This is a genomic window from Streptococcus mitis (assembly GCF_965111735.1).
GTDB lineage: Bacteria > Bacillota > Bacilli > Lactobacillales > Streptococcaceae > Streptococcus > Streptococcus mitis_DR.
On the sequence record NZ_OZ217346.1, the window covers coordinates 1,112,182 to 1,137,249 of the forward strand.

A 25,068-nucleotide genomic window follows, 5' to 3' on the forward strand; every position below is an offset into this window, starting at 1 on the left:
GCTGGCTAATCATGGTATAATAAAAGGTAATGAAAAATTCCAACGAGGCAGAGATGAAATTACTTTATACTGATATTCGGACTTCTTTGACAGAAATTCTAACTAGAGATGCAGAGGAGCTAGTTGCTGCTGGCAAGCGAGTCTTCTACATTGCCCCCAACTCTCTTTCTTTTGAAAAGGAACGCGCCGTGCTGGAATGCTTGTCCCAGCAGGCTTCTTTTGCGATTACCGTCACGCGCTTTGCTCAAATGGCTCGTTATCTGATCTTGAATGACTTGCCTGCCAAGACCAGTCTAGATGACATCGGTCTTGGGATGGCCTTTTACAAATGCCTTGCCGAACTTGATCCTAAGGATTTACGTGTTTATGGAGCTATCAAGCAGGATCCTCAATTTATCCAGCAGTTGATTGATCTTTATCATGAGATGACGACAGCTCAAATGAGTTTTTTGGACTTGGAGAGTTTGACGGATGAGGACAAGCGAGAAGACTTACTCTTGATTTTTGAGAAAGTAACGGCCTATCTTAACCAAGGGCAGTTAGCTCAGGGAAGTCAGTTGTCCCATTTGATTGAGGCTATTGAGAATGACAAAGTTAGTAGTGATTTTACTCAAATCGCCTTGGTTATTGATGGATTTACCCGTTTTTCTTCCGAAGAAGAGCGAATTGTGGACTTACTTCACGGCAAGGGTGTTGAGATTGTTATTGGGGCTTATGCTAGTAAGAAAGCTTATGCCAGTCCTTTTAGCGAGGGAAATCTCTACCAAGCCAGTGTGGAGTTTCTCCATCATCTAGCCTCTAAATACCAAACTCCAGCTCTGGATTGTTCTCAAACTCATAAGAAGATAGATAGTTTTGACAAGGCCTCTCGTTTGCTGGAGTCTTATTATGATTTTTCAGAACTTGCTTTGGATGTCGATGATAAGGACCGTGAGAACTTACAAATCTGGTCTTGCTTGACGCAAAAAGAAGAGTTAGAGTCGGTAGCCCGTAGCATTCGTCAGAAATTACATGAGAACTCAGACCTGAGCTACAAGCATTTTCGTATTCTCTTGGGGGATGTAGCTTCTTATCAGTTATCTCTCAAAACCATTTTTGACCAGTATCAGATTCCTTTCTATCTTGGTAGAAGCGAATCCATGGCGCACCACCCTTTAACTCAGTTTGTCGAGTCTATTTTAGCTTTAAAACGCTATCGTTTCCGTCAGGAGGATTTGATAAACCTTCTTAGAACAGGTCTATATACCGACCTTAGTCAGGCTGATATTGATGCTTTTGAGCAATATATCCGCTATCTTGGTATCAATGGCTTGCCAGCCTTTCAGCAAGCCTTCACCAAATCCCACCACGGAAAATTTGATTTAGACCGTTTAAATGCTTTTCGTCTGCGTATTTTAACCCCTCTTGAAACTCTCTTTGCCAGTCGAAAACAGAAGGCTGAAAATCTCTTGCAAAAGTGGAACTCTTTTCTAAAAGAAGGAGCTGTGACTAATCAACTCCAAGATTTGACAGCCACTATGGAAGTCCTAGAACAGGAAAGACAAGCAGAAGTTTGGAAGGCTTTCTGTCATGTTTTAGAACAATTTACGACCGTTTTTGCTGGTTCGCAAGTTAATCTAGAGGACTTCCTTGCCTTGCTTCATTCTGGGATGAGTCTATCTCAGTATCGCACTATTCCAGCGACAGTGGACACTGTTCTGGTGCAGAGTTACGATTTGATTGCTCCTCTGACTGCTGACTTTGTCTACGCCATTGGGCTGACTCAGGATAATTTACCAAAAATTGCTCAAAACACCAGTCTTTTGACAGACGAAGAAAGACAAAATTTAAACCAAACGACTGATGAGGGAGCGCAATTGCTGATTGCCAGCAGTGAAAACCTCAAGAAAAATCGCTATACTATGCTTTCCTTGGTCAATTCTGCTCGTAAGCAGTTGGTCTTGTCGGCTCCAAGCCTTTTTAACGAAAGTGAAAGTAAGGAATCTGCCTATCTTCAAGAGTTGGTCCATTTTGGATTTAGTCGAAAAGAGAAGAGGATGAATCACAAAGGGCTGTCTAAGGAGGATATGGGGTCCTATCACAGTCTTTTGTCCAGTCTGGTTGCCTATCACCAGCAGAGCGAGATGAGTGAGACTGAGCAAGATTTGACATTTATTAAGGTTCTGGCGCGTGTCATGGGTAAAAAACTAGACCAGCAAGGTTTGGAAAATCCTGCCCTCCCAACAAGCCCAAGCAGCAAGCCCTTAGCCAAGGATACCTTACAAGCTCTCTATCCAGCTGACAAGGAGTTTTACCTGTCTACCTCTGGTTTGACGGAGTTTTATCGCAATGAATACAGTTATTTTCTTCGTTATGTTTTAGGCTTGCAAGAAGAATTACGCCTGCGTCCTGATGCTCGTAGTCATGGGAATTTCTTGCACCGTATTTTTGAACGTGCCTTGCAATTGTCTGACGAAGATTCCTTTGACCAACGTTTGGAACAAGCTATCCAAGAAACCAGTCAGGAACGCGAATTTGAGGCTATTTATCAAGAAAGTTTAGAAGCCCAGTTTACCAAGGAAGTTCTACTTGATGTAGCTCGCACAACTGGACATATTCTCCGACACAATCCAGCCATCGAAACCATCAAAGAAGAAGCAAATTTTGGTGGAAAAGAGCAGGCTTTTATTCAATTGGACAATGGACGCAGTGTCTTTGTACGAGGAAAGGTTGACCGCATTGACCGATTGAAAGCTGATGGGGCGATTGGAGTGGTAGACTACAAATCGAGTCTGACTCAGTTCCAGTTTCCTCATTTTTTTAATGGGCTCAATTCCCAGTTGCCAACTTATCTAGCCGCCTTAAAAAGAGAAGGGGAGCAGAACTTTTTTGGTGCCATGTACTTGGAAATGGCTGAGCCTGTCCAATCTCTGATGGCCGTTAAAAGTCTGGCAGGTGCAGTAGTAGAAGCTAGCAAGTCAATGAAATACCAAGGCCTCTTTTTAGAAAAAGAAAGCAGTCATTTGGGCGAATTTTACAATAAAAACAAGGCCAATCAGCTGACGGATGAGGAATTCCAGCTCCTACTGGACTACAATGCCCATCTTTACAAGAAAGCAGCTGAGAAAATTTTAGAAGGTCAGTTCGCCATTAACCCTTATACTGAAAACGGCAGAAGTATTGCACCGTATGTTCACCAACACCAAGCCATCACAGGCTTTGAAGCCAATTACCATTTGGGTCAAGCCCGTTTCCTAGAGAAGTTAGATCTAGCTGATGGCAAACGTCTGGTCGGAGAAAAACTCAAGCAAGCTTGGTTTGAAAAAATAAGAGAGGAGTTGAATCGATGAAGCCCATTCCCTTGTTAACTGAGGAGGAAATTCAAAAACTGCAAGAAGCAGAAGCAAATTCGAGCAAGGAACAAAAGAAAACTGCCGAGCAAATCGAAGCTATCTATACTTCTGGTCAGAATATCCTCGTTTCAGCGTCGGCTGGTTCTGGGAAAACCTTTGTCATGGCCGAGCGTATTCTGGACCAATTAGCGCGTGGTGTCGAAATTTCTCAACTCTTTATCTCAACCTTTACCGTCAAGGCTGCGACTGAACTTAAGGAACGTTTAGAGAAAAAAATTAGCCAACAAATTCAAGAAAGTAGTGATGTCGACCTCAAACAACACTTGGGTCGTCAGTTGGCAGACCTACCCAACGCAGCCATCGGAACCATGGACTCTTTCACACAAAAATTCCTTGGTAAACATGGCTATCTGATTGATATTGCGCCTAATTTCAGGATTTTACAAAACCAAAGCGAGCAACTTCTTCTAAAAAACGAAGTATTTCATGAGGTCTTTGAAGCCCATTACCAAGGTAAACAGAAAGAGACCTTTAGTCATTTGCTGAAAAACTTTGCTGGACGTGGAAAAGATGAACGAGGGCTACGCCAGCAAGTCTATAAAATCTATGACTTCCTCCAATCCACCAGCAATCCTCAGAAATGGCTGAGTGAATCTTTCCTCAAAGGCTTTGAGAAAGCTGATTTTAGCAGTGAAAAAGAAAAACTGACCACACAAATCCAGCAAGCCCTTTGGGATTTGGAAAGCTTTTTCCGTTATCATCTGGATAATGATGCCAAGGAGTTTCCCAAGGCAGCTTATTTAGAAAATGTCCAGTTGATTCTGGATGAAATTGGCTCCTTGAATCAGGAATCCGATAGTCAGGATTATCAAGCGATGCTTGCGCGTGTTGTCGCAATTTCGAAAGAGAAAAACGGTCGATCTCTGACTAATGCCAGCCGTAAGGCTGATTTGAAGCCACTGGCTGATGTCTACAACGAAGAAAGAAAGTCCCAGTTTGCTAAACTAGGACAACTGTCAGACCAGATAACCATTCTCGACTATCAAGAACGTTATCATCAAGACACATGGGAACTAGCTAAAACCTTCCAATCTTTCATGAGTGATTTTGTGGAAGCGTATCGTGAACGTAAGCGCCAGGAAAACGCCTTTGAATTCGCTGATATCAGTCATTACACCATTGAGATTTTAGAGAATTTCCCGCAAGTTCGTGAGGCTTATCAGGATCGCTTCCACGAAGTCATGGTCGATGAGTATCAGGATACCAACCACATTCAAGAACGGATGTTGGAATTGCTGTCGAATGGTCACAATCGCTTTATGGTGGGGGATATCAAGCAGTCTATCTATCGTTTCCGTCAGGCAGACCCGCAGATTTTCAATGAAAAGTTCCAACGCTATGCGCAAAATCCAAAAGATGGCAAGCTGATTCTCCTCAAGGAAAATTTCCGTAGTAGTTCAGAAGTGCTGTCAGCAACCAATGATGTTTTTGAACGCCTTATGGACCAAGAGGTCGGCGAAATCAACTATGATAACATGCACCAGCTTGTTTTTGCCAATACCAAACTGACTCCCAATCCAGACAACAAGGCAGAATTTCTCATCTACGACAAGGACGATACAGGTGAGGAAGAAGAGAGCCAAGCAGAAACGAAATTAACAGGGGAAATGCGCTTAGTTATCAAGGAAATCCTTAAACTTCATCAGGAAAAAGGTGTGGCTTTTAAAGAAATTGCCCTTCTGACCTCCAGCCGCAGTCGTAATGACCAGATTCTTCTCGCCCTGTCTGAGTACGGAATTCCTGTCAAAACTGACGGAGAGCAAAACAATTATCTCCAATCCCTAGAAGTGCAAGTCATGCTAGACACCCTTCGTGTCATTCATAATCCCCTGCAAGACTACGCCTTGGTTGCCCTTATGAAGTCTCCTATGTTTGGCTTTGATGAGGACGAGTTAGCACGTTTATCTCTTCAGAAAGCAGAGGATAAAGTCAACGAAAATCTCTATGAGAAACTAGTAAATGCTCAAAAACAGGTAAGTAGCCAAAAAGTCTTGATTCACTCAGCTCTAGCTGATAAACTAAATCAATTCATGAATATCTTGGATTCTTGGCGTCTGTATGCCAAAACCCACTCCCTCTATGACCTGATTTGGAAGATTTATAACGACCGTTTTTATTATGATTATGTGGGGGCTTTGCCAAATGGTCCTGCTAGACAGGCCAATCTCTATGCCCTAGCACTGCGTGCTGATCAATTTGAAAAGAGCAATTTCAAAGGTTTGTCGCGTTTTATTCGTATGATTGACCAAGTCTTGGAAGCCCAGCACGATTTGGCAAGCGTGGCTGTCGCACCGCCAAAAGATGCAGTAGAGCTCATGACCATCCACAAGAGTAAAGGGTTGGAGTTTCCTTATGTCTTTATCCTCAATATGGATCAAGATTTCAACAAGCAAGACTCTATGTCAGAAGTCATTCTCAGCCGTAAAAACGGTCTAGGTGTCAAATATATCGCCAAGATGGAGACGGGAGCAGTGGAAGATCACTATCCTAAAAGCATCAAACTCTCCATTCCTAGTCTGACCTATAGGCAGAACGAAGAGGAATTACAGCTGGCAAGCTATTCAGAGCAAATGCGTCTGCTGTATGTTGCTATGACGAGGGCTGAGAAAAAGCTCTATCTTGTCGGCAAGGGTTCTCGTGAAAAGCTAGAAGCCAAAGAATACCCAGCAGCTAAAAATAGAAAACTAAATAGCAACACTAGACTTCAAGCAAGGAATTTCCAAGATTGGATTTGGGCTATCAGCAAAGTGTTTGCAAAGGATAATCTCAACTTTTGTTATCGTTTTGTTGGTGAAGATCAGCTGACTATAGAAGCTATCGGTGAGTTGGAAAACAAAAGTCCTCTCCAAGATAGCTCCCAAGCAGACAATCGTCAGTCAAATACCATTAAAGAAGCTCTTGAAATGCTGAAAGAAGTTGAAGTTTATAATACTCTTCACCGCGCAGCCATTGAACTTCCTAGTGTTCAAACCCCAAGTCAAATCAAGAAATTCTACGAACCAGTTATGGATATGGAAGGTGTCGAGATTGCTGGTCAAGGCCAGTCAGTAGACAAGAAAATCAACTTTGATTTGCCAGATTTTTCAACCAAAGAAAAGGTAACAGGAGCTGAGATTGGTAGTGCTACCCACGAACTCATGCAGAGAATTGACCTCAGTCAGCGACCAACGCTTGCTAGCCTGACAGAAACTCTCAAACAAGTTCAAACCAGCCCAGCTGTCAAAGACAAGATTAATCTTTCGAAAATTCTTGCATTCTTTGACACAGCACTCGGTCAGGAAATTCTCGCTAATACCAACCATCTTTATCGCGAGCAACCTTTCTCCATGCTCAAACGAGACCAAAAGAGTCAGGAAGACTTTGTTGTCCGTGGTATCCTTGATGGTTATCTACTTTATGAAGACAAAATGGTTCTGTTCGACTATAAGACAGACCGCTATGATGAACCAAGTCAACTCATAGACCGTTATCGTGGTCAGTTATCCCTATACGGAGAAGCTTTATCACGATCCTATTCGATTGAAAATATTGAAAAATACTTGATTTTACTCGGTAAAGACGAGGTTCAAGTTGTGAAAGTATAATCTAGAAAGGAGACCTCATGACACTTCCAGTTAGAAAATCCCTACACGATGCGGTTTTACAAGCTTCAAAAGCTGATACTTGGGAACAAGCTACCAAGGAATGGAATGAAGTTTCCTTGATTTTTAACGGTATCGGCCGTAGCAATTGTGTCTGTGGAAATGCCATCAAGTACGCCTACGAACTCTTTAACGGTGTCACCGGCCAACGCCTCTTTCCGATCGGTAGCGATTGTGTTCGGCATTTTCATCGATTGACCCTTGACCAGCAACTAGAAGAGGAAGAAAAATTGCTCAGAAAGGTTGAAAATCTAACCAGAAAAGCTCAGAAAAAGGAAAAAATCAAGGTCAATAAAAGTGATTTTGACGAGCGCCTTCTAAAATGGCTCTGGGAAAAAGGTGTTTTCAAACCCAATCGCGGTAATCAATTTGCGCCTGAGAGAGACTACCAGCTCTTCCTAGAAGTCTTTCAAGGAGGAAGTTGGACCAAGGCTGAGCCTAAGAAGAAGGCTCGTATGGAAGAAGTCCTTGAAAAGTGTATCAAACCCTTTTTACTTGGGAAATCAGATGACCAACTCTACCTTGTCAAGCTAGGCAAGGAGAAAATTGACTACGAACAAGAACTCCGTATCCAAGCAGAGAAAGAGCGCAAGAAGAGGGATAAAATTGCCAAGCAATATGCAGACAATCTGGTCTTAGCCATGGGGCCGGCAGAGCGGGCCTATCAAAATTACTTTGGCTTTACAGAAACCCTAACCCAAGAAGAACGCAAGTGGGAGAAAATTCTTTTTGGTAAAAATCGAACAGAACGGGCTATCAAGACCAAACAATACCAAAAAGAGCTGGAAAAAGACCAACGAATTTCAGGTCAGGATCCAATAGAAAGAAAGCAGAAGCAGACCTGGCTCCTCAATTCCTATTTTCGTGAGCTTCCTGAAGAAAAAGCCCGATTTTTTAGGCTCTTATTAGAATATCGAAAAAGTGGCGAAGTTCCCTTTTCAAACGAGTATCTGTCAGAACATCTCATCGACTTTTTCTATAAAATGAAAGCTTTTGAGTTTGAAATCTCACCAGAACAAGTCCGAGACTTTTTAAAAGAAAGCCTTCAGACAGACCATCTATCCTCAGCACAAGAAAGCTGGATAGATGGAATTCTTCTCAACTGCATCAAACCATTTTTAGAACGATTATTGATATAAGTAACACCTGCCGTGGAAATGCCATGGTAGGTGTTAGTTTTAATAGTCAGTGTCATTATTATTCTCAACAGATTTATTCGAAAACAAAACACGCTTATTTATATATGCTTTATTATACTGGATAACTTTTAAAATATTATGAGAGACTTAATTATGAGAGACTTAATTATAAGTAGCTTATTTTAATGTTTCGTAGTATAATAACATCAGGAAAACAAACTGTATAAACCAATATTTATAGGTTATTCTAAATACTTATATATAAATGCAGGAATTATTTATTACAGTAACTAAAACTCTATTATATAAGGAAATATTACATGATTGATATCCACTCTCACATTGTTTTTGGTGTAGATGATGGACCAAGCACAATTGAAGAAAGCCTAGCTCTTCTGAAAGAAGCTTTTTCACAGGGAGTTCGTACAATTGTATCCACTTCACATCGTCGTAAAAATATGTTTGAAACTCCAGAAGATACAATTATGACCAACTTTAAAGAGGTTCAAGCACTTGCTAAGAAAGAACTGCCTGACTTAACTCTTTTATATGGAGCTGAAATATACTTCACCCAAGATGCTCTTGACAAATTGGAAAGCAAGCAGATTCCTACTCTGAACGATACACAATATGCTTTGATTGAATTCAGCCCGACCACCCCCTATTGGGAAATCCGCAATGCAGTAAATAAAGTTTTATTGTTAGGTATTAGACCTGTCATTGCCCATATTGAACGCTATGCTGAACTAGAAAAAAATGAAAAAAGAGTTAAAGAGCTGATAGATATGGGATGTTATACTCAAATAAATAGTTCAAGTGTTCTTAAGCCTAAAATGTTTGGGGATAAGTATCGCTTACTCAAAAAAAGAGCTCAGTATTTTCTATCCTATAATCTAGTTCACTGTGTGGCTAGCGATATGCATAATCTAAGCTCAAGACCACCATATATGAAGCAAGCATTTGACGCAATTAGTCATCAGTATGGAAAGGAAAGAGCAGAAGAATTATTTTTAGTAAATCCTCAGTTGATTATATCGAACAAAAATATTTAGCAACATTTAATTTAGGTATATTTCCTGTATTTTAATCACGTAAGCTTGAAAATCTTATTTTTTTATGTTATATTGAACTGTATGATTTAATTCTTGGTAAATATACATATTTTTATTAGTTCTAGCTTTTTATACTCAGGACTATATATATATATATATATATATATATATGCATCAACGTAGTGAGTGGCGCACGCATATATATGTGTGCGCCTTAGTTTTTTCTAGGAGAATGATGCTTATGTATAGGAGAATTAAGAGAATTATAGGTCTTCTAATTTCTATACCCTCATTACTATTAATTATCCCGATTTGTTTAATAGCATGTATCTTTATTGTAATCGAATCAAGTGGTAATCCTATTTATATACAAGAACGAATTGGTTTAAATGGACAAAGTTTTTCAATTTATAAACTCCGATCCATGTATCAAGATGCTGAAAAGAATGGTCATAAATGGGCGAGCAAAAATGATACACGCATTACAAAAGTTGGACGTTTTATTCGTAAAACACGAATTGATGAATTACCACAAATCATTAATGTAATTAAAGGTGAGATGTCCATTATTGGACCACGACCAGAACGACCAGAGTTTATCAATGAATTTTTGAAAGATATCCCTAATTTTAATGAACGTTTAGCTGTCCGCCCAGGAATCACAGGATGGGCTCAAGTAAATGGTGGTTATGAATTAACTCCTAAAGATAAATTAGTCTACGATCTATTCTATATCAATCACGAAAGTATCAAGTTAGATTTTCTTATACTATTAAAAACAATTAAAGTGATGGTTACCGGGAACGGATCTAGGTAGTTCTAAGAAAGAAAAAATAAATAAAAGGAAACAAACAATAATATGACTATTTTTAATAAAAATATTAATAGAGTTTTTTCTTTGATAAAAAGCAAACTACTATTTTTACTTCTATTTACTATAGTAGGGACGACAGCAGTTGGTCTATATACTGTTTTTATCATTTCTCCTATATACAGTGTATCCTCTAAGCTCATAATGAAGAACACTTCAAGTCAAACAAATGGGCAAAATAATGATGCGCAAACGATTGAAGCTATAAACCTCTTTCAAAGACAAGCTAAGACTTATTTAGAGATAGCAGATCTTCCCCCTGTAAAAGATGAGACCAATAAAGCATTAAGCTTATCACCAGATGAAATTTCAAAAATCAAGTCTGTTAAATTAACAAATGACTCAGGTTCTCAGTTGGTCACAATAACAGTGAGAGGACTAGATCGAAATTTAGCTGAACGTTATATTAAAGAGTATGTGTCTCAGTACAAGAAATTTACAGCAGATAGATTAGGGCGCGACAACTTGTCAGTTGTTACAGAAGCACTGGGAAGTGATTCTCCAGTTTATCCCGTTCTATGGAAGAATCTTCTTGTATCTATTCTAGTATTTTCTTTTGTAGGATTTAATGTTATTTTCATCAAATATGTACTGAGTGATTCGATTGATTCTTACGAAGACTTGGAAGAGTTAGTGGGAACACCTGTTCTCGGGATGATTCCGACTATAGAGAGAAAGAGAAGAGGTGAGTGACATGCATATCGAAGTTATTCATAACAGTAAATCCATCGTAGCTGAGTCCTTTAGAACTTTAAGGAGTAATCTTCAGTTCTCAGAATTTGGAAAAAATATTAAAATCATTGTCGTTACAAGTGCCAACCCCAATGAAGGCAAGAGTGAAGTCAGTATCAATCTTGCCGCTTCTTTGGCCCAACAGGGGAAAAGAGTGATTATCATAGACGCGGATATGCGTAAACCAACTCAACATAAATTAACCGAGCTAAATAACACTGAAGGACTCAGTACCTTTCTATTAAAGAAGTCAGGAGTAGATTCTATTAATCATTTGACGATAAATGATGTGAATTTAGATGTACTGACTTCAGGACCTGTTCCGCCTAATCCTTCTGAGATGTTAGCTAGTTCTTCTATGGATGAAACACTTAAAGCATTTGAGGATTTTTATGACTATGTCATTATCGATACACCTCCCTTGCTAGCAGCAACTGATGCCCAAGTTTTAGCCAGTATTTCGGATGCTACCCTTCTGGTAGTAGATATCAAAAAATCAAAACGACGACAAATAATAGAAGCAAAAAGAAGATTAGACCATGTTGGAGCTAGACTACTTGGTGTGATAATGAATAAAATTGATTCACATAAAGATACCTATTATTACTATTATTAAACTAACTATTTGAAAGGCAGGAGAGAAAAAATGACAATCTATCTTTTAATGTTCGTCTACATCTCTTTCCTTGCCTTTTTCTCATTAAAATATGAGGATAAAGTAAAAGAGTTAGGTTTCCTTGTTCTTCCGACTTTTTTCTTTTTTTTAATCATTGCGGGTTTTCGTACTTCTAGCGTCGGAGGAGACTTAGGAACTTATATCCATATTTTTGAATCAAATCATTTACAACTTCCGGATTTATCAAATCTATTTCGTTCTCGATTTGAACTTGGTTATTTAGTAAGTAATATTTTCCTAAGAAACTTTAGTGAGCACTATCCATTTTTATTATTTTCCTATGCCTTTATAACTTTAATTGCCTGGTTTCTTGTGCTTTATAAGCATTCTAAAAATGTTTACATGAGTTTACTGATTTACTTCAGCTCGTTAGGACTCTTTTTTTATTCTTTATCAAATATCAGGCAAGGTCTAGCGATCGCTTTAAGTTTTTTAGGGTTTCACTACGTAGTAAAAAACAAGAAGATTTTAGCATGGGTATTTATCTTACTAACTCCCTTATTTCATACATCTGGTATCGTCTGCCTCTTGTTTTTCCCCCTTAAAAAAATCGTTTTAAATAAAAGAATATACCAATTTGTGTTCCTTGCATTTCTAATCATCTTACCTTTTATCAAACAAATTGCAACTATCTTTATTTCTTTCTTCCCTCAGTATACTTCCTATCTGGAATCATCATGGTTTTTGGAAAGCAATAAATGGGCACCAATATTTTTAACAATTTGGTATGGTATAGTTCTGCTTTTGGGAGAACTAGTGATTAGAAAACAGAAATTATCGACTGAAGAAGAATTTATAAGAACTTTGTTCTTTATCTCCATTTTATTTACTGCGTCAACTTTGCAAACAAGCCTTTTTGGTAGATTCGCACACTACTTTACACCCTTTATTTGCCTATATATCCCAATGATTTTATCTAAAATAGGTGAAAAAAAAGTTCAGTGGATTTTATTTTATTTGGTGATATTGGTTTATGCTTCAATCTTTCTAGTCATTGTTTACTTTAAAACTGACTGGTACCATGTCGTTCCCTACCGTTCGGTTATTGTAGATTGGTTATTTGGAAATTAGGTTTAGGAGTTATAAAATGAAATTTTCAGTTCTAACGACAGTCTATAAAAAAGAGACTCCTACAAATTTAAGGAAAAGTTTACTAAGTTCTTATCAGCAGACCCTTAAACCGACAGAAATCATTTTAGTTTGTGATGGCGAATTGACTGAAGAGTTAGAAATAGAAATCCAAAAGTTGCAGAGAGAGATTCCGATTTTAAAAGTTTTTCATTTACCTGAAAATTTAGGCTCAGGACCAGCCTCTCTCTTTGGAGTCAATCAATGCCAAACAGAATTCATTGCTAGAATGGACAGTGATGATTATTCTCTAGAAACAAGGTTTGAAAAGCAAGCAGCTGCCTTTGAAAAAAATCCCAACCTCATTATGGTTGGTTCCAATATCCTAGAAAAAAATACAGAGTTTACCGCTTTAAAGAAAGTACCAGAAACTACAGCCGAAATTCGTCAATATTCGAAAATGAGAAATCCCTTTAATAATCCATCGAGTATGATGAAAAAAGAGTATATCTTGAAGGCTGGTAATTATCGTAAATTCCGTTACCTAGAGGATTATGACCTCACAATGAGATTGTTACACGATAATCCAACTAAGGATTTTTTGAATATCCAGGAACCTTTAGTAGTCATGCAGACAAATGATTCAAGCTATCTGCGGAGGGGCGGTTTCCTGTATGTAAAGACTGACTTTATGCTCCAATTAGATTTTTATCGCAGAAGAGACATTAGTCTAGTAGAATTTCTTAGAAATATTTTCCTTCGTAATGCGGTTCGAATTCTTCCGAATTCAGTTAGGAAATGGGTCTATAGGAAAAAAATGAGAGAAGATGTAGAGGTGGTTAGGAAGATATGAAGAGAGTCATTACATACGGAACATTTGATTTATTGCATTATGGTCATATTAATCTCTTAAAAAGGGCAAAAGCTTTGGGAGATTATTTGATTGTAGGATTATCCACCAATGAATTTAATAGACTAGAAAAAAATAAAGAATGTTATTTCGATTACGAAAAAAGAAAATCGCTATTAGAGGCTATCAGATATGTGGATCTTGTCATACCAGAAGAAAATTGGGATCAAAAAATCTCAGACATCGAAAAGTATCATGCTGATGTCTTTGTCATTGGAGATGATTGGCAGGGCAAGTTTGATTATTTAAGTGATATGGGGATAGAGGTTGTTTACCTACCACGAACAAAAGAAATTTCAACCTCTAAGATAAAGAATGATTTGAATCAAGGAAACTAGGATGAAATATCAAGTCATACATGTAACAGGTGGTGTAAGGAATACCATGAGCGGGGTACAAAGTTTTATAAAGAATCATATCCCAACTGATGATCAAGAATTTGAATATATGGTTGGCGAGTCAAATGGCGACGCTCATTTCCCATTTAATCAATACCTAGATGAAAAAGAAATCAAACGCATTGTATTTCCTGCCCTACAGATTTCTAAACTATTTGCCTATGCGAGAGAGTGCCGACACTTTTATGAAACGAATAAGATTGATATTCTCCATGTCCATAATCCTATAACCGCTTTTATACATAATTACTATGCTCGAAAAAATGGTGTCCCAGTTAGGATTTACCACAATCATAGTAGCCAATTTTCAGATACTTGGTTGAAAAGTATTCGCAATCGATTTTTGGTCTTTTTGGCTTTGAAAAATGCGACCCATCGTGTCTCTTGTGGCCAATTAGCTGGACTGAAGATATTTGGAAAGAAATCCTTTCAAATCCTTCCAAATGCAATTGACATCGATAAGTATCGCTTTTCTCCGACTTTTCGAGAAGAGATTCGCAAAGAGTTTCATATAGCTGAACATCAAAAAGTAGTAGGGATGATTGGTATTTTAAATCCTTTCAAGAATCAGAGTTTTTTGATTGAAGTTGCTAAAGAATTACCTGACGTTACCTTTGTCTTTGTTGGTGAAGGTCCAGATCGTGCCATTTTAGAAGAGAAAAGTAAGGAAGTGAAGAATATCATCTTTACAGGAAAAAGAGAAGATGTTCATAAGTTTTATTCAGCCTTTGATATCTTTGCCTTTCCTTCTTTGTATGAAGGTTTCCCAATCGTGCTGGTAGAGGCTCAGTGTTCTGGAGTCGATATTCTCATGAATGAAACGATTGATCCAACAACTCAGATCGTTAGTGAACTTTGCACAGCCATGCCTCTAGATAAGGCTAAATGGGTAAACTACATAAAAAAGGCGCCTATCAAGAAGAAACAACGACAGCTAAATGAACACCTAAAGCCGTTTGACATTGAAGAAAATGTTCAAAATTTAAAAGAAATTTATAAGCAAGGTTTAAAAAGAGAATGATCAACTATTTAAAACCCTTACTGTTCAAAGTAAGTGATTTTACTTATAAAATAAATAAAATGATTCCCAAGAAAAGGAACAGAATTGTTCTCTATTCTAATTGGGGGTTCAGAGATAATCTTAGAACACTTTATCACTATTTAGTGGATAATGACTATCAGGAAACATATGAGATCGTTTGTGCTTCAAATGATTTTTATCATTTAGAAAAAGAGAATGATATAAAGTATGTTTCAATTTATCGAGGTTTCTTTTATTTTTTAACATCTAAATATTTTTTCTATTCTTTTGGCAAGTATCCTGTAAAGCCTGCTTCAAAGCAGATGGTTGTCAACTTGTGGCATGGAATGCCCTTGAAAAAAATTGGCAATCTTGAAGTTGGCATGGAAAAGATTGACTATAATTTCTTTACAAAATTAGTCTCTTCTTCAGATTTATTTACTCCAATTATGAAAGCAGCCTTTAATGCTAAAGACGAGCAGATGCTTCTTGTTGGTAATATTCGAAATGATGAACTCTTTAAAGAGAAAGAAGAGAAGAAAATTATCTGGATGCCAACCTACCGTAATTCTAAAAACTATCATGATAGCCAAGCAGCATTGATTTTTTCATTAGAAGAAGAGGATTTTCAAAACATTGAAGAACTACTCTCAAACTATGGCTATCAACTTTATATTAAACTCCATCCTCTTGAGGAATCTCAGTTGAAATTTGAAATGAATGCTTCGACGATTCATCTATTGACAGAAGATATCATTAGTGAGCAATATGGGACTTTATATACCTTTTTAGGAACAACCAGTGCATTGATTACAGATTATTCTTCAGTATTTTTAGATTATTATTTATTAAATAGGCCAGTTGCATTTACGATTAATGATTATGAGGAATACAAGGAAAAAAGAGGCTTTGTGTTTGAAGATGTGAAGAGTTTAATGGTGGGAAGTGTCATTCGTGATTCGCATGACTTATTAGACTTTCTAGAGAATGTCATGAAATCTGAAGATCCTTATATTGACGAACGAAAAAAAGTCAATAACAAGGTAAATGCCATTCAAAAAGATTTTACAAAGACACTTTTGGATGAAATTGGATTAAGGAAATAAGGTTAGGATATAGAATGATTAGTGTAATCGTACCTGTTTATAATGTGGAAACTTATCTGGAAGAATGTTTAGATAGCATTCAAAACCAAACCTACACAGATTTTGAAGTCCTTTTAGTCAATGATGGTTCAACAGATGGTTCACAAGCTATTTGTGAGCGTTATTGCCAAGCAGATAAGCGTTTCCGATTAATGAATCAAACCAACCAAGGACAAAGTGTTGCACGAAATACGGGTGTGGCAGCTTCAAGAGGGGAGTTTATTGCATTTGTAGATAGTGATGACATTATTCTAGCGAATTATTTAGAAACCTTAATGCACTATATGAGTAGTGACGTTGATATTGTAGAAAGTCAGTTCACCGTACATAAAAAGAAATTCTTGGCAGAAAATTCTCAAGATATCAAAATCATTTTTGAAGGAAATTCTGAAGAAGCAGTGAAAGTAGTCCCTAACCATCTACTAAGTGTCAATCCAGTCACAAAGCTTTATAGAAGAGCTATTGTCGAAGCTGTCCCCTACTTAGAAGAGCTCATTTTTGAAGATATTTATAGTGGCATTGGTATGCTTAAATATATCCGAAAGATTGTTAAAATCGATTATGTAGGATATTATTACCGTCAACACGCGACTAGTACCATGCATCGAAAATTTACCGAGAAAAATCTAGATGTATTTACTGTCAGCGATAAATTAATAGACTTGTATTCTGATAGGGGAGAACTTCTTCCTTATATTGGTAAATACCTAGTTCATGTAGCGACCATGCATTATCAAGACTATATTCAAAAAGGAAATCCATATACAGAAGTCTATAATCAGAAATTGGCCGACTATGTAACTATCACCAAGAAAAATCCAGACTTAGCTAGATCGTCACGTTTGATTAAGCTCTATAATGTTTGCCCAAAATATTATAATTCAATTGTATTCCCGCTCTATTACGCAATTTGGAAATTCAAAAATGGCATTAAAGAAGTAAAGCTAGATGAATAAACATAAATGAGAAGGAAATTATTTTATGATTAGCGTTATCGTGCCCGTTTATAATGTGGAAGAATATTTAGAAGAATGTTTAGAAAGTATAAGGCAGCAAAGTTTTACAGACATTGAAGTCATCTTAGTAAACGATGGTTCAACCGATGGTTCAAGAGAAATCTGTGAACAATATTGCGAAAAAGATAGTCGCTTTAGATTGATTAATCAAGAAAATCAAGGACAGAGTGTTGCCAGAAACCGAGGTGTTAAAGAATCTGTTGGGCAATATATTATGTTTGTGGATAGCGATGATGTGATCAATATAAGCGTGTTAGAAGTATTACTTCCTTACATGAAGATGGATGTAGATATCGTAGAATGTAGAATGACAAGAAATAAAGAAGAGTTCTTTCTTAATAGAACTTCTACAATTGCATTCGAAGGAAATGCTAAAAAAGCAATTCTTAATTGTATTGCGTTTAAAGAAGTGAAGTTTTGTGCTTTTACGAAATTATATAGAAGAGAAATTGTTGAAAAAGTTCCATTTTTAGAAGGTTATATTTATGAAGATGTCTTTACAGGAATAAATTATTTAAAACATATTCGAAAAATAGTAATTGTTGATTATATCGGTTATTACTATCGTGTTCGTCCCAATAGTACTATGACAAAATCCTTTAATGAAAAAGATTTAGATATTTTTAAAGTGGGAAATCAGTTAATAGATTCTTTTAAAGATGATGAAGATATGCTTCCTTATATTGGATATTTTATGTTTTATATAGGTCATGGACACTATTTAAAAGATGGGATAAATAAGAAGAATCCATATGTCGATTTATATGAAGGTTTTATTCGAAACGCTGCTTTTATAGCAAAGCAATCCAAGGAAGTTGTCCAGAAATATCGTTTATTGCGACTGTACTTACTTGCTCCAAAATATTATACAACGATTACTCATCCCATTTATACAAGTATACAAAAGATTTGGATATCTACTAAAAAAGTAATGAATCATCTAAATGATAAATTACATATAGGAAAAAATTGATTGCCTGAATATATAGGGTAATACACTAAATTTTAAAGGAGATGTCAGAATAAAAATGATTAGCATTATCGTCCCCGTTTATAATGTGGAAGAATACTTGGAAGAATGTATAGAGAGTATAAGGCAGCAAACTTTCACAGATTTTGAAGTTATTTTAGTCAATGATGGATCTACTGATTACTCAAAAGAAATTTGTGAGGAATATTGTAGGAAAGATTCTCGTTTTCGCTTAATAAATCAGGAAAACCAAGGACAGAGTATTGCAAGAAATAGAGGCGTTGCTGAGTCTACAGGAGAATTCATCGTTTTTATTGATAGTGACGATATAGTAAAGTTTGATTTGTTGACACAATTAAAGAAGTATATGTCTGATGGAATTGATATTGTAGAATGTAATATAACCGAGGATATTCATTGTTTAAATTCCGAAGGAAAAGAAATTGGTGTTAAAGAATTAGATTCAAATGAAGCCTTATATGAATGTTTTAATCATGGAGTAAGTTGGAGTCCAGTCGCAAAACTCTATCGTCGTGAAATAGTGGAGAAAGTTCCGTTTTTAGAAAATTTAATTTATGAAGATTTTTATACTGGAATCGTCTCTTTAAAATATATTCATAAAATGAGAAAAATTAACTATATTGGTTATTATTATCGATATCATACTTCTAGTACGATGAATCAGACATATTCAGAAAAGAATCTTGATATTTTTAAAGTTGGAGAAAAATTATTAGAGAACTTTAGAGAAGATAATTGGTTACCTTATGTAGGGAATATGTTATTTTTAGTCGGTATTGGACATTTTAAAAAGTATAACATAAGAGTTGGACATCCATATTATCAGTTATATGTTGATGAGATTCATAAATATGCCGAAATAGCTAAGAAATCATCAGATATTTTTAAATCTAGTAAATTATTAAGATGGTATAGTTACTCACCAAAATATTTTTTAAGTGTATTTTATCCTTTATATTTAAGATATTTAGACATTCGAAAAAAATGGAAAATTTAATAGGAGCCTATTTATGATTAGTGTCATTGTACCTGTTTATAATGTTGAAGAGTATCTAGAAGAATGTTTAGATAGTATTCAGTGTCAAACTTATAACAATATTGAAGTGATTTTAGTCAATGACGGTTCAACAGATGCTTCAAAAGAAATTTGTGAGAGATATTGTAGGTTGGACAGTCGTTTTCACTTAATCAATCAAGCAAATAAAGGATTAAGTGGCGCTCGTAATCGTGGTATGACTGAATCTAAAGGCGAATTTATCACTTTTGTAGACAGCGATGATGTCATTAAAGACGATATGTTGGAGCAATTATTAAGGCACATGACTTCAGAAGAAATGGACATCGTAGAATGTTGGTATACAAATGATAAAAAAGAAATAGAAATCCCTTCTCCCGAGAATGTCAAAATAATTTTTCAAGGAAATGCTAAAGAAGCTTTAGTCTCTTTATGTGAAGATAATATTGTCCGTTTGAATGCAGTCGCTAAACTTTTTCGAAGACAAGTGATTCTCAATTTTCCATTTTTAGAAGGTCTATTTTATGAAGATGTGTATGGCGGAATGGGAATCTTAAAACAGATACATAAAATAGTGAAAATTGATTATACAGGATATTATTATCGCGTGCGTTCTGGTAGTATTATGAATCGCGAATTTAGTTTGAAAAATTTGGATTTGTTTACGATTTGTGATAAAGTGGAGCAACTATATGAAGGAAATGCTGACTCACTCCCATACGTACAACGTCGCTTATTCCATTTAGTTTTGATGCACCTTGTCGACTATCGTATATTTGAGGGAAATCCCTATCAAGAAAAATATGTCGAGTACCTGAATCGTTACGCTAAAAGTTCAAGTCGCTCATTTTTAATGAGAGCCTATCGATTATTCCCTCAAAAGATTGTCTTCATTTCAAGAGTTGTTGGAGCCATTCAATGGAGATTTGAAAAATATATTGTAAAAAGATTTTGGAGAGGGTTGAAGTAGTATGAATTATTACTTAAAAGAATTTTACGCAGAAGCCAAACATGCAGGATCTAAAGCAAGATTAGATGCTGAAAAAATAATGCTAGAAGCAGGATATCAACCTTTTTCCCTAAATAATGATTCAAATCCCATCACTTTGACAAAAAATGATGTGTTAGTTCTTCAATTTCCGTTATTATGGGATTCCTTAAAAAAACAAATTTTAACGAGATTTTTGAAAAATAGAACATTCAAAGCTTATTTGCTGATTCACGATATCGAGTCCCTGAGAAACAAAAACATCAAGTCGTTTACAGATTTCAAGTACTCTATTATCCATTATTTACAAAATAAAACAGTCCTTGAAAAAGTCGACGGTATTATCGCTCATAACGAAAAGATGAAAAGTGAACTTGTTCGATTGGGAATACCGGAAGAGAAGATTGTTTCCTTAGAGATATTTGATTATTTGATTTCAAATTATGAAGAGAAGAAAACTTATGAGAAAAATACGGTTATAGTTGCTGGAAATTTTGATATTCGAAAAACAAAATATGCAAGACAATTACCTGAAAGTCCTGAATTTTCTATTTATGGGATTAATTTTGAAGAGGAGAATCTTCCTTCAAACGTTCATTATAATGGTGCTTTTTCTCCTGATGAACTTTCTAATCACTTGCATGGCGGTTTTGGCTTAGTCTGGGATGGAGATAGCCCCCATACTTGTAGTGGAATGTATGGAGAATATTTAAAGATGAATAACCCGCATAAAGCCTCTTTATATTTAGCATCAGGTTTTCCGATTATTGTATGGAGCCAATCTGCTTTAGCGGAGTTTGTACGAAAAAACCATTGTGGAATACTTGTTGATTCATTATTTGAAATTGCAGATTGTTTAAACTCGATTGATGAAGAAGATTTTCAAGAGCTGATTAAAAATAGTAAAATAGTAGGAGAGAAACTTCGTAACGGATATTTTCTAAAAACAGCTTTAGAAAAATGTGAAAGGAATTTGTAGAGTTTATGAAACTACAAACCTTACAAAAAAAAATGGCTCGCTATCGTCAAATTTTAAAATATTATGGCCTTAAACTAACATTTATTTACTTTCTTGCACAAAAATCTGACAAGATGTTTTATGATTTTCGTAGAAAGATTCTTTTGGATTTTGTACTAAAATTAAGAAAAGAAGCACAACTAGTTGATTCGAGTAATGAAAAAGAAGAAGAAACAACAGAATTTCCGAAAATAATTTGGACAATGTGGCAACAGGGAGAAGCTCAAATGCCTGAGACAGTCCAGACTTCAATAAAGACCATAAAAGACTTCGCCAAAAGAAATGACTGTGAATTCTATTTGTTGACGGATGAAAATCTGGCGGATTTCATCAATATTCCAGCAGACATCACCGAAAAATACAAGAAAAAAGAATTATCAGCTGCGCATTATTCAGATATTATTCGTTTTAGCCTCTTATATCAATATGGTGGAATTTGGATGGATGCAACCTTATTTGTATCTCCCTATGCAACTTTAGAAATGTTTGAAGGGGACTTTTTTACTCTGAATCATCCACCTATACGAACAAATCAAATGGAACGAACTGTTGGTGACTTTAAATGGGCAGGTTTCTTTCTAGCAGGAAAAAAAGGCAAGCCTTATTTTAAACATATTCGGGATTTATATCTTTACTATGTTCGTAAATATCCAGTCTTTATTTATTACCTAATGATGGATTATTTTATTTTGTCCGAATATAAGTGCAATCCTTATTTTGAAAACTTAGTGGATAGATTACCTATTCTATCACCAGCTGAGCGTGTTTGGTTTTTAAGAGACCATGCCCATGATCTTTTTGATGAAAAGGAATGGGAAGAAGTATTAAAAACAACACCGATTTTGAAAACGACTTATAAAATCAAGAAAGAAGAAGTCCTTCCAGGAAGTTATCTCGATCAACTTTTACAAGGAAAATTAAAGGAATAGATGAAATACACGAAAAAAAGTAGAACCGAATTTGCCACCTTAAATACGAGTATTGCTCTTGCATTGCAACCTTTTCAAGTCCTTCTTGGCTTTATCAATCGAACTATTTTTATCAATTTACTTGGGGTAACCTATCTAGGATTAAACAATTATTTGTCTAGCTTAGTTTCTATTCTGTCTTTGGCAGAATTAGGGGTTGCTGGAGCCATGAGCTATGCCTTATATGGTCCCTTAGTTAGAGAAGAGCATGGAAAAATCAATGCCTTTATGATTCTTTTCAAAAAATTATATAGAATCATTGGCTTTTCTATTTTTATACTGGGCGCTATACTTTCTTTATTTCTTCCTTATATGATAAAGGATTATACGGTAAATAGTGAAGTATATTTGATCTTTTTCCTCTTTGTTTTTAATTCTGCTTCTAGCTATTTTTTCTCCTATAAACGAACCTTGCTTTATGTCGATCAGCGTAATTATATGATGACTTTGATTGACTTTGGATTAAATACGCTTCGTGTATGCTTGCAAATCGGAATTTTATTCTTTACCAAAAATTATATCTTTTATCTATTGATCAGTATCATCATGAATTTTATAGGGAATATCATCATGTCGGGGATTGTAGATAGATTGTATGGTTACTTGTTTAAGAATGAGATAACACCCATTAATCAGGAGGAAAAAGGAAAATTTATCCGAAATATCAAAGGAAATATAGTCGGTAGTATTGGAGAAACCATTGTTTTTCAAACAGATAGTATTCTAATGGCAAGTTTTGTCAGCTTAGCAGCTATAGGTATTTATGGGAATTATACCTATGTTTTAGGATTTATTTCACTGATTTTAAATACTATGATTAATTCAGTTGTTTCTTCCGTAGGTAACTTAGTCCATTCGGAATCTACGACAGTAGCAGATATGGTTAAATTCCTAAATAAATTCCAATTTATTGCTTTTAGCCTGATTTATTTTGCTAGCTTAGGCTATTTAATGTTCATTCATCCATTTATGACTATCTGGTTAGGTGAGAGTTTTTCATTTAATCGTACAGTTGAGATTTTGATTGTCCTTCATCTTTTCCTAACTTTTTATAGAAGACCGATTCTAACGTTGATTTCAGTCTATGGCTTAAGTTATGAGCAAAATAAAAAAGTTATCGTCGAGATTTTATTAAATATTTCCCTTTCACTCTACTTTTTAGTGATTTTAGATTTAGGGGTATCTGGAATTTTATTGGGTACGATTTGTTCAACAGTCTTGACCTGTACATGGTATGAACCCTATAGCGCCTTTAAGTATGGATTGAAAGCTTCCTCAAAGGACTTTTTTAAAACATTGTTACAAGATTTCACTGTCGCAGGGATAAGCTTTCTACTTTTGAGTTTACTGGATAACTTACTCTTAACTCAGCTAGATTTTATTTTTGGTTTGATCATCAAAATCGTCCTTTATTTGACAGTGTTAGGTAGCTACGTTTTCCTATTTAGAAATCATGAAGGTGGTAGACAAATCATTTTGATGATTCAAAAAGTATTAAAGTTAAAAAAATAAGGAGAAATCCATGAAAAGAATATTGGTTTGTGGTCTGGTTCCAGATGTTGGTGGCTTGGAAAAAATTGTGGTAGATTTTTATAATCATATCGATACCTCTGAATTTGAACTGGAATTTTTACTACAAGGTTCTGAAGATGTTGAATTTAGTGAGCATTTTAAAAAGCTTTGCCGCAATCCTCTAGTCGTTCATAGAATCCCCAAGTTAAGACCTCATATGAAACAGGCATTAAAGGAATGGGATCGTTTCTTTAAGAAGAATGCTCATCGTTATGATATTTTATGGTCCAATCAAAACGGTCTGACTCATCTAGAATTTTTAAAATTAGCAAAGAAATACGGAATCGAAAAAAGAATTGTTCATGGACATTGTGCAACAGCAGATAAATTTTACCGCTTTGTTCATCCAGTCAATCGTCTTTTTGTCGGCAAATATGCGACCGATTTTTGGGCATGTGGAACAGAAGCGTTAAACCATTTTTATCATGGTAAGGAAAGAGAAAAAGCACTAGTTATTCATAATGCCATTGAGGTAGAAAAGTTTTTATATAATCAAGAAATGCAAGCCCAACTTCGAAAGGAGTATCAGATCCCTGAAAATTGTTTGGTCATTGGGCAAGTTTCCCGCTTAAATGAGAAACAAAAAAATCAAAGTTTCTGTATTAAGGTCTTTTCTGAAATCGTCAAAAAAGAACCAAATTCTCGTTTAGTTTTTATCGGTAGAGGAGATACTTCTTTTTTAGAAAATGTGGCAAAAGAATATGGGATAGCAGATAAAGTCATCTTTACAGGCTTGACCACTAATGTCGGAAAAATGCTAAATCTTCTAGACGTGTTCTTCTTCCCATCTAATTTTGAAGGATTGCCAATTGTACTCATTGAAGCGCAAGCAAATGGATTACCTGTTGTAACAGCAAATCATCTACCAGATGCAAGAATACTAGATAACTACGATAACAGCCTGTCTTTGAAAGACTCTCTTGAAGAATGGGCGGATAAAATTTTGTCAGTCAGAAATAATCGGGAACTTGATACAGAAAAGGTGAAACAGCTAATAGATGAAAATGGCTACGAGATTGAATCAGCAACCAGACAGTTAGAGAAATTATTTGATGAGTAATAAAAAGTTGATGGAGAGGACAAACATGTCTTCTCTAATTTCATTTCAATCAGACCATTATCCGGTAGTTTCATAAATAAAATTAGGTATGTTTTAATAGTACTTTTAAAAGATATTTCATAAAAATATATTTAAAATATATTTTGATTATTTTATCAGATGATTAATTAACTTAATTGAATGCAATACGACTAATTTTATATTTAATAATCTCATGGATTAGAGATAGGTATTTGCTGAAAATTAATATATTAAAAAATGAGATTGCATTCAATTTTCCTTAATAAAATAGCTTTTCTAGACAAAAGCTTATGCAAAAAAGAATAATTTATGATAGAATAGAAGGCAAGAAAGAAAACGTTTTTACAATTTTTTCAATCCGAAGGAGATATATT

20 protein-coding genes are annotated in these 25,068 nt (G+C 35.6%); all 20 read left to right on the forward strand.

Annotated elements, in window-relative coordinates; genetic code table 11:
* Positions 1–53 precede the first annotated feature (53 nt).
* The 20 genes from rexB (at position 54) to ACLV7W_RS05530 (ending at position 24,673) form a co-directional block, all read left to right on the forward strand.
* On the forward strand, positions 54–3,329 hold the full coding sequence (rexB, locus tag ACLV7W_RS05435; protein WP_411865579.1) for an ATP-dependent nuclease subunit B: 3,276 nt from the start codon (positions 54–56) through the stop codon (positions 3,327–3,329).
* Entirely contained in the window at positions 3,326–6,976 is a 3,651-nt protein-coding gene (gene addA, locus ACLV7W_RS05440) for a helicase-exonuclease AddAB subunit AddA (protein WP_411865580.1), read from the forward strand. The genes rexB and addA overlap by 4 nt, the downstream gene beginning before the upstream one ends.
* Before the next feature lie 17 nt (positions 6,977–6,993).
* On the forward strand, positions 6,994–8,172 hold the full coding sequence (locus ACLV7W_RS05445; protein WP_411865581.1) for a hypothetical protein: 1,179 nt from the start codon (positions 6,994–6,996) through the stop codon (positions 8,170–8,172).
* A 320-nt stretch (positions 8,173–8,492) separates the two neighbouring features.
* Entirely contained in the window at positions 8,493–9,224 is a 732-nt protein-coding gene (gene cps4B / locus ACLV7W_RS05450; RefSeq protein WP_060628350.1) for a capsular polysaccharide biosynthesis protein Cps4B, read from the forward strand.
* A gap of 241 nt (positions 9,225–9,465) precedes the next feature.
* The gene (locus tag ACLV7W_RS05455; RefSeq protein WP_052691054.1) at positions 9,466–10,041 is read left to right on the forward strand and encodes a sugar transferase; all 576 of its coding nucleotides are present in this window, start codon (positions 9,466–9,468) and stop codon (positions 10,039–10,041) included.
* A gap of 198 nt (positions 10,042–10,239) precedes the next feature.
* Entirely contained in the window at positions 10,240–10,788 is a 549-nt protein-coding gene (locus ACLV7W_RS05460) for a YveK family protein (protein WP_228112187.1), read from the forward strand.
* A gap of 1 nt (position 10,789) precedes the next feature.
* A complete protein-coding gene (locus tag ACLV7W_RS05465) occupies positions 10,790–11,443 on the forward strand; it encodes a CpsD/CapB family tyrosine-protein kinase (RefSeq protein WP_045611653.1) in 654 nt (217 codons plus the stop codon).
* A 30-nt stretch (positions 11,444–11,473) separates the two neighbouring features.
* Positions 11,474–12,574, forward strand: coding sequence for an EpsG family protein (locus ACLV7W_RS05470; protein ID WP_411865582.1), 1,101 nt, complete (start codon positions 11,474–11,476; stop codon positions 12,572–12,574).
* Positions 12,575–12,590: 16 nt separating this feature from the next.
* Complete coding sequence (locus tag ACLV7W_RS05475; RefSeq protein ID WP_411865583.1) at positions 12,591–13,424, forward strand: glycosyltransferase; 834 nt, start codon at positions 12,591–12,593, stop codon at positions 13,422–13,424.
* A complete protein-coding gene (gene tagD / locus ACLV7W_RS05480) occupies positions 13,421–13,819 on the forward strand; it encodes a glycerol-3-phosphate cytidylyltransferase (protein ID WP_049544612.1) in 399 nt (132 codons plus the stop codon). Before ACLV7W_RS05475 ends, tagD begins: the two co-directional genes overlap by 4 nt.
* 1 nt (position 13,820) lies before the next feature.
* Complete coding sequence (locus tag ACLV7W_RS05485; protein WP_411865584.1) at positions 13,821–14,900, forward strand: glycosyltransferase; 1,080 nt, start codon at positions 13,821–13,823, stop codon at positions 14,898–14,900.
* A complete protein-coding gene (locus tag ACLV7W_RS05490) occupies positions 14,897–16,006 on the forward strand; it encodes a CDP-glycerol glycerophosphotransferase family protein (RefSeq protein WP_411865585.1) in 1,110 nt (369 codons plus the stop codon). The genes ACLV7W_RS05485 and ACLV7W_RS05490 overlap by 4 nt, the downstream gene beginning before the upstream one ends.
* A gap of 14 nt (positions 16,007–16,020) precedes the next feature.
* The gene (locus ACLV7W_RS05495; RefSeq protein ID WP_261065784.1) at positions 16,021–17,001 is read left to right on the forward strand and encodes a glycosyltransferase family 2 protein; all 981 of its coding nucleotides are present in this window, start codon (positions 16,021–16,023) and stop codon (positions 16,999–17,001) included.
* 25 nt (positions 17,002–17,026) lie between these two features.
* Positions 17,027–18,034, forward strand: coding sequence for a glycosyltransferase family 2 protein (locus tag ACLV7W_RS05500; RefSeq protein WP_411865586.1), 1,008 nt, complete (start codon positions 17,027–17,029; stop codon positions 18,032–18,034).
* A 55-nt stretch (positions 18,035–18,089) separates the two neighbouring features.
* Positions 18,090–19,049 carry a glycosyltransferase family 2 protein gene (locus ACLV7W_RS05505; protein WP_411865587.1) on the forward strand — a complete coding sequence of 320 codons (960 nt, stop codon included), beginning with the start codon at positions 18,090–18,092 and terminating at the stop codon, positions 19,047–19,049.
* A gap of 13 nt (positions 19,050–19,062) precedes the next feature.
* Positions 19,063–20,037 (forward strand): glycosyltransferase family 2 protein, encoded by a 975-nt coding sequence (locus tag ACLV7W_RS05510; RefSeq protein WP_411865588.1) that lies wholly within the window; start codon positions 19,063–19,065, stop codon positions 20,035–20,037.
* Between the two features lies 1 nt (position 20,038).
* Positions 20,039–21,034, forward strand: a complete 996-nt coding sequence (locus ACLV7W_RS05515; RefSeq protein WP_150923056.1) for a sugar transferase — start codon at positions 20,039–20,041, stop codon at positions 21,032–21,034.
* Between the two features lie 5 nt (positions 21,035–21,039).
* Positions 21,040–22,002, forward strand: a complete 963-nt coding sequence (locus tag ACLV7W_RS05520; RefSeq protein ID WP_411865589.1) for a capsular polysaccharide synthesis protein — start codon at positions 21,040–21,042, stop codon at positions 22,000–22,002.
* Positions 22,003–23,553, forward strand: a complete 1,551-nt coding sequence (locus tag ACLV7W_RS05525; protein WP_411865590.1) for a lipopolysaccharide biosynthesis protein — start codon at positions 22,003–22,005, stop codon at positions 23,551–23,553.
* Positions 23,554–23,563: 10 nt separating this feature from the next.
* Positions 23,564–24,673 (forward strand): glycosyltransferase, encoded by a 1,110-nt coding sequence (locus ACLV7W_RS05530; protein WP_411865591.1) that lies wholly within the window; start codon positions 23,564–23,566, stop codon positions 24,671–24,673.
* Positions 24,674–25,068: the final 395 nt, after the last annotated feature.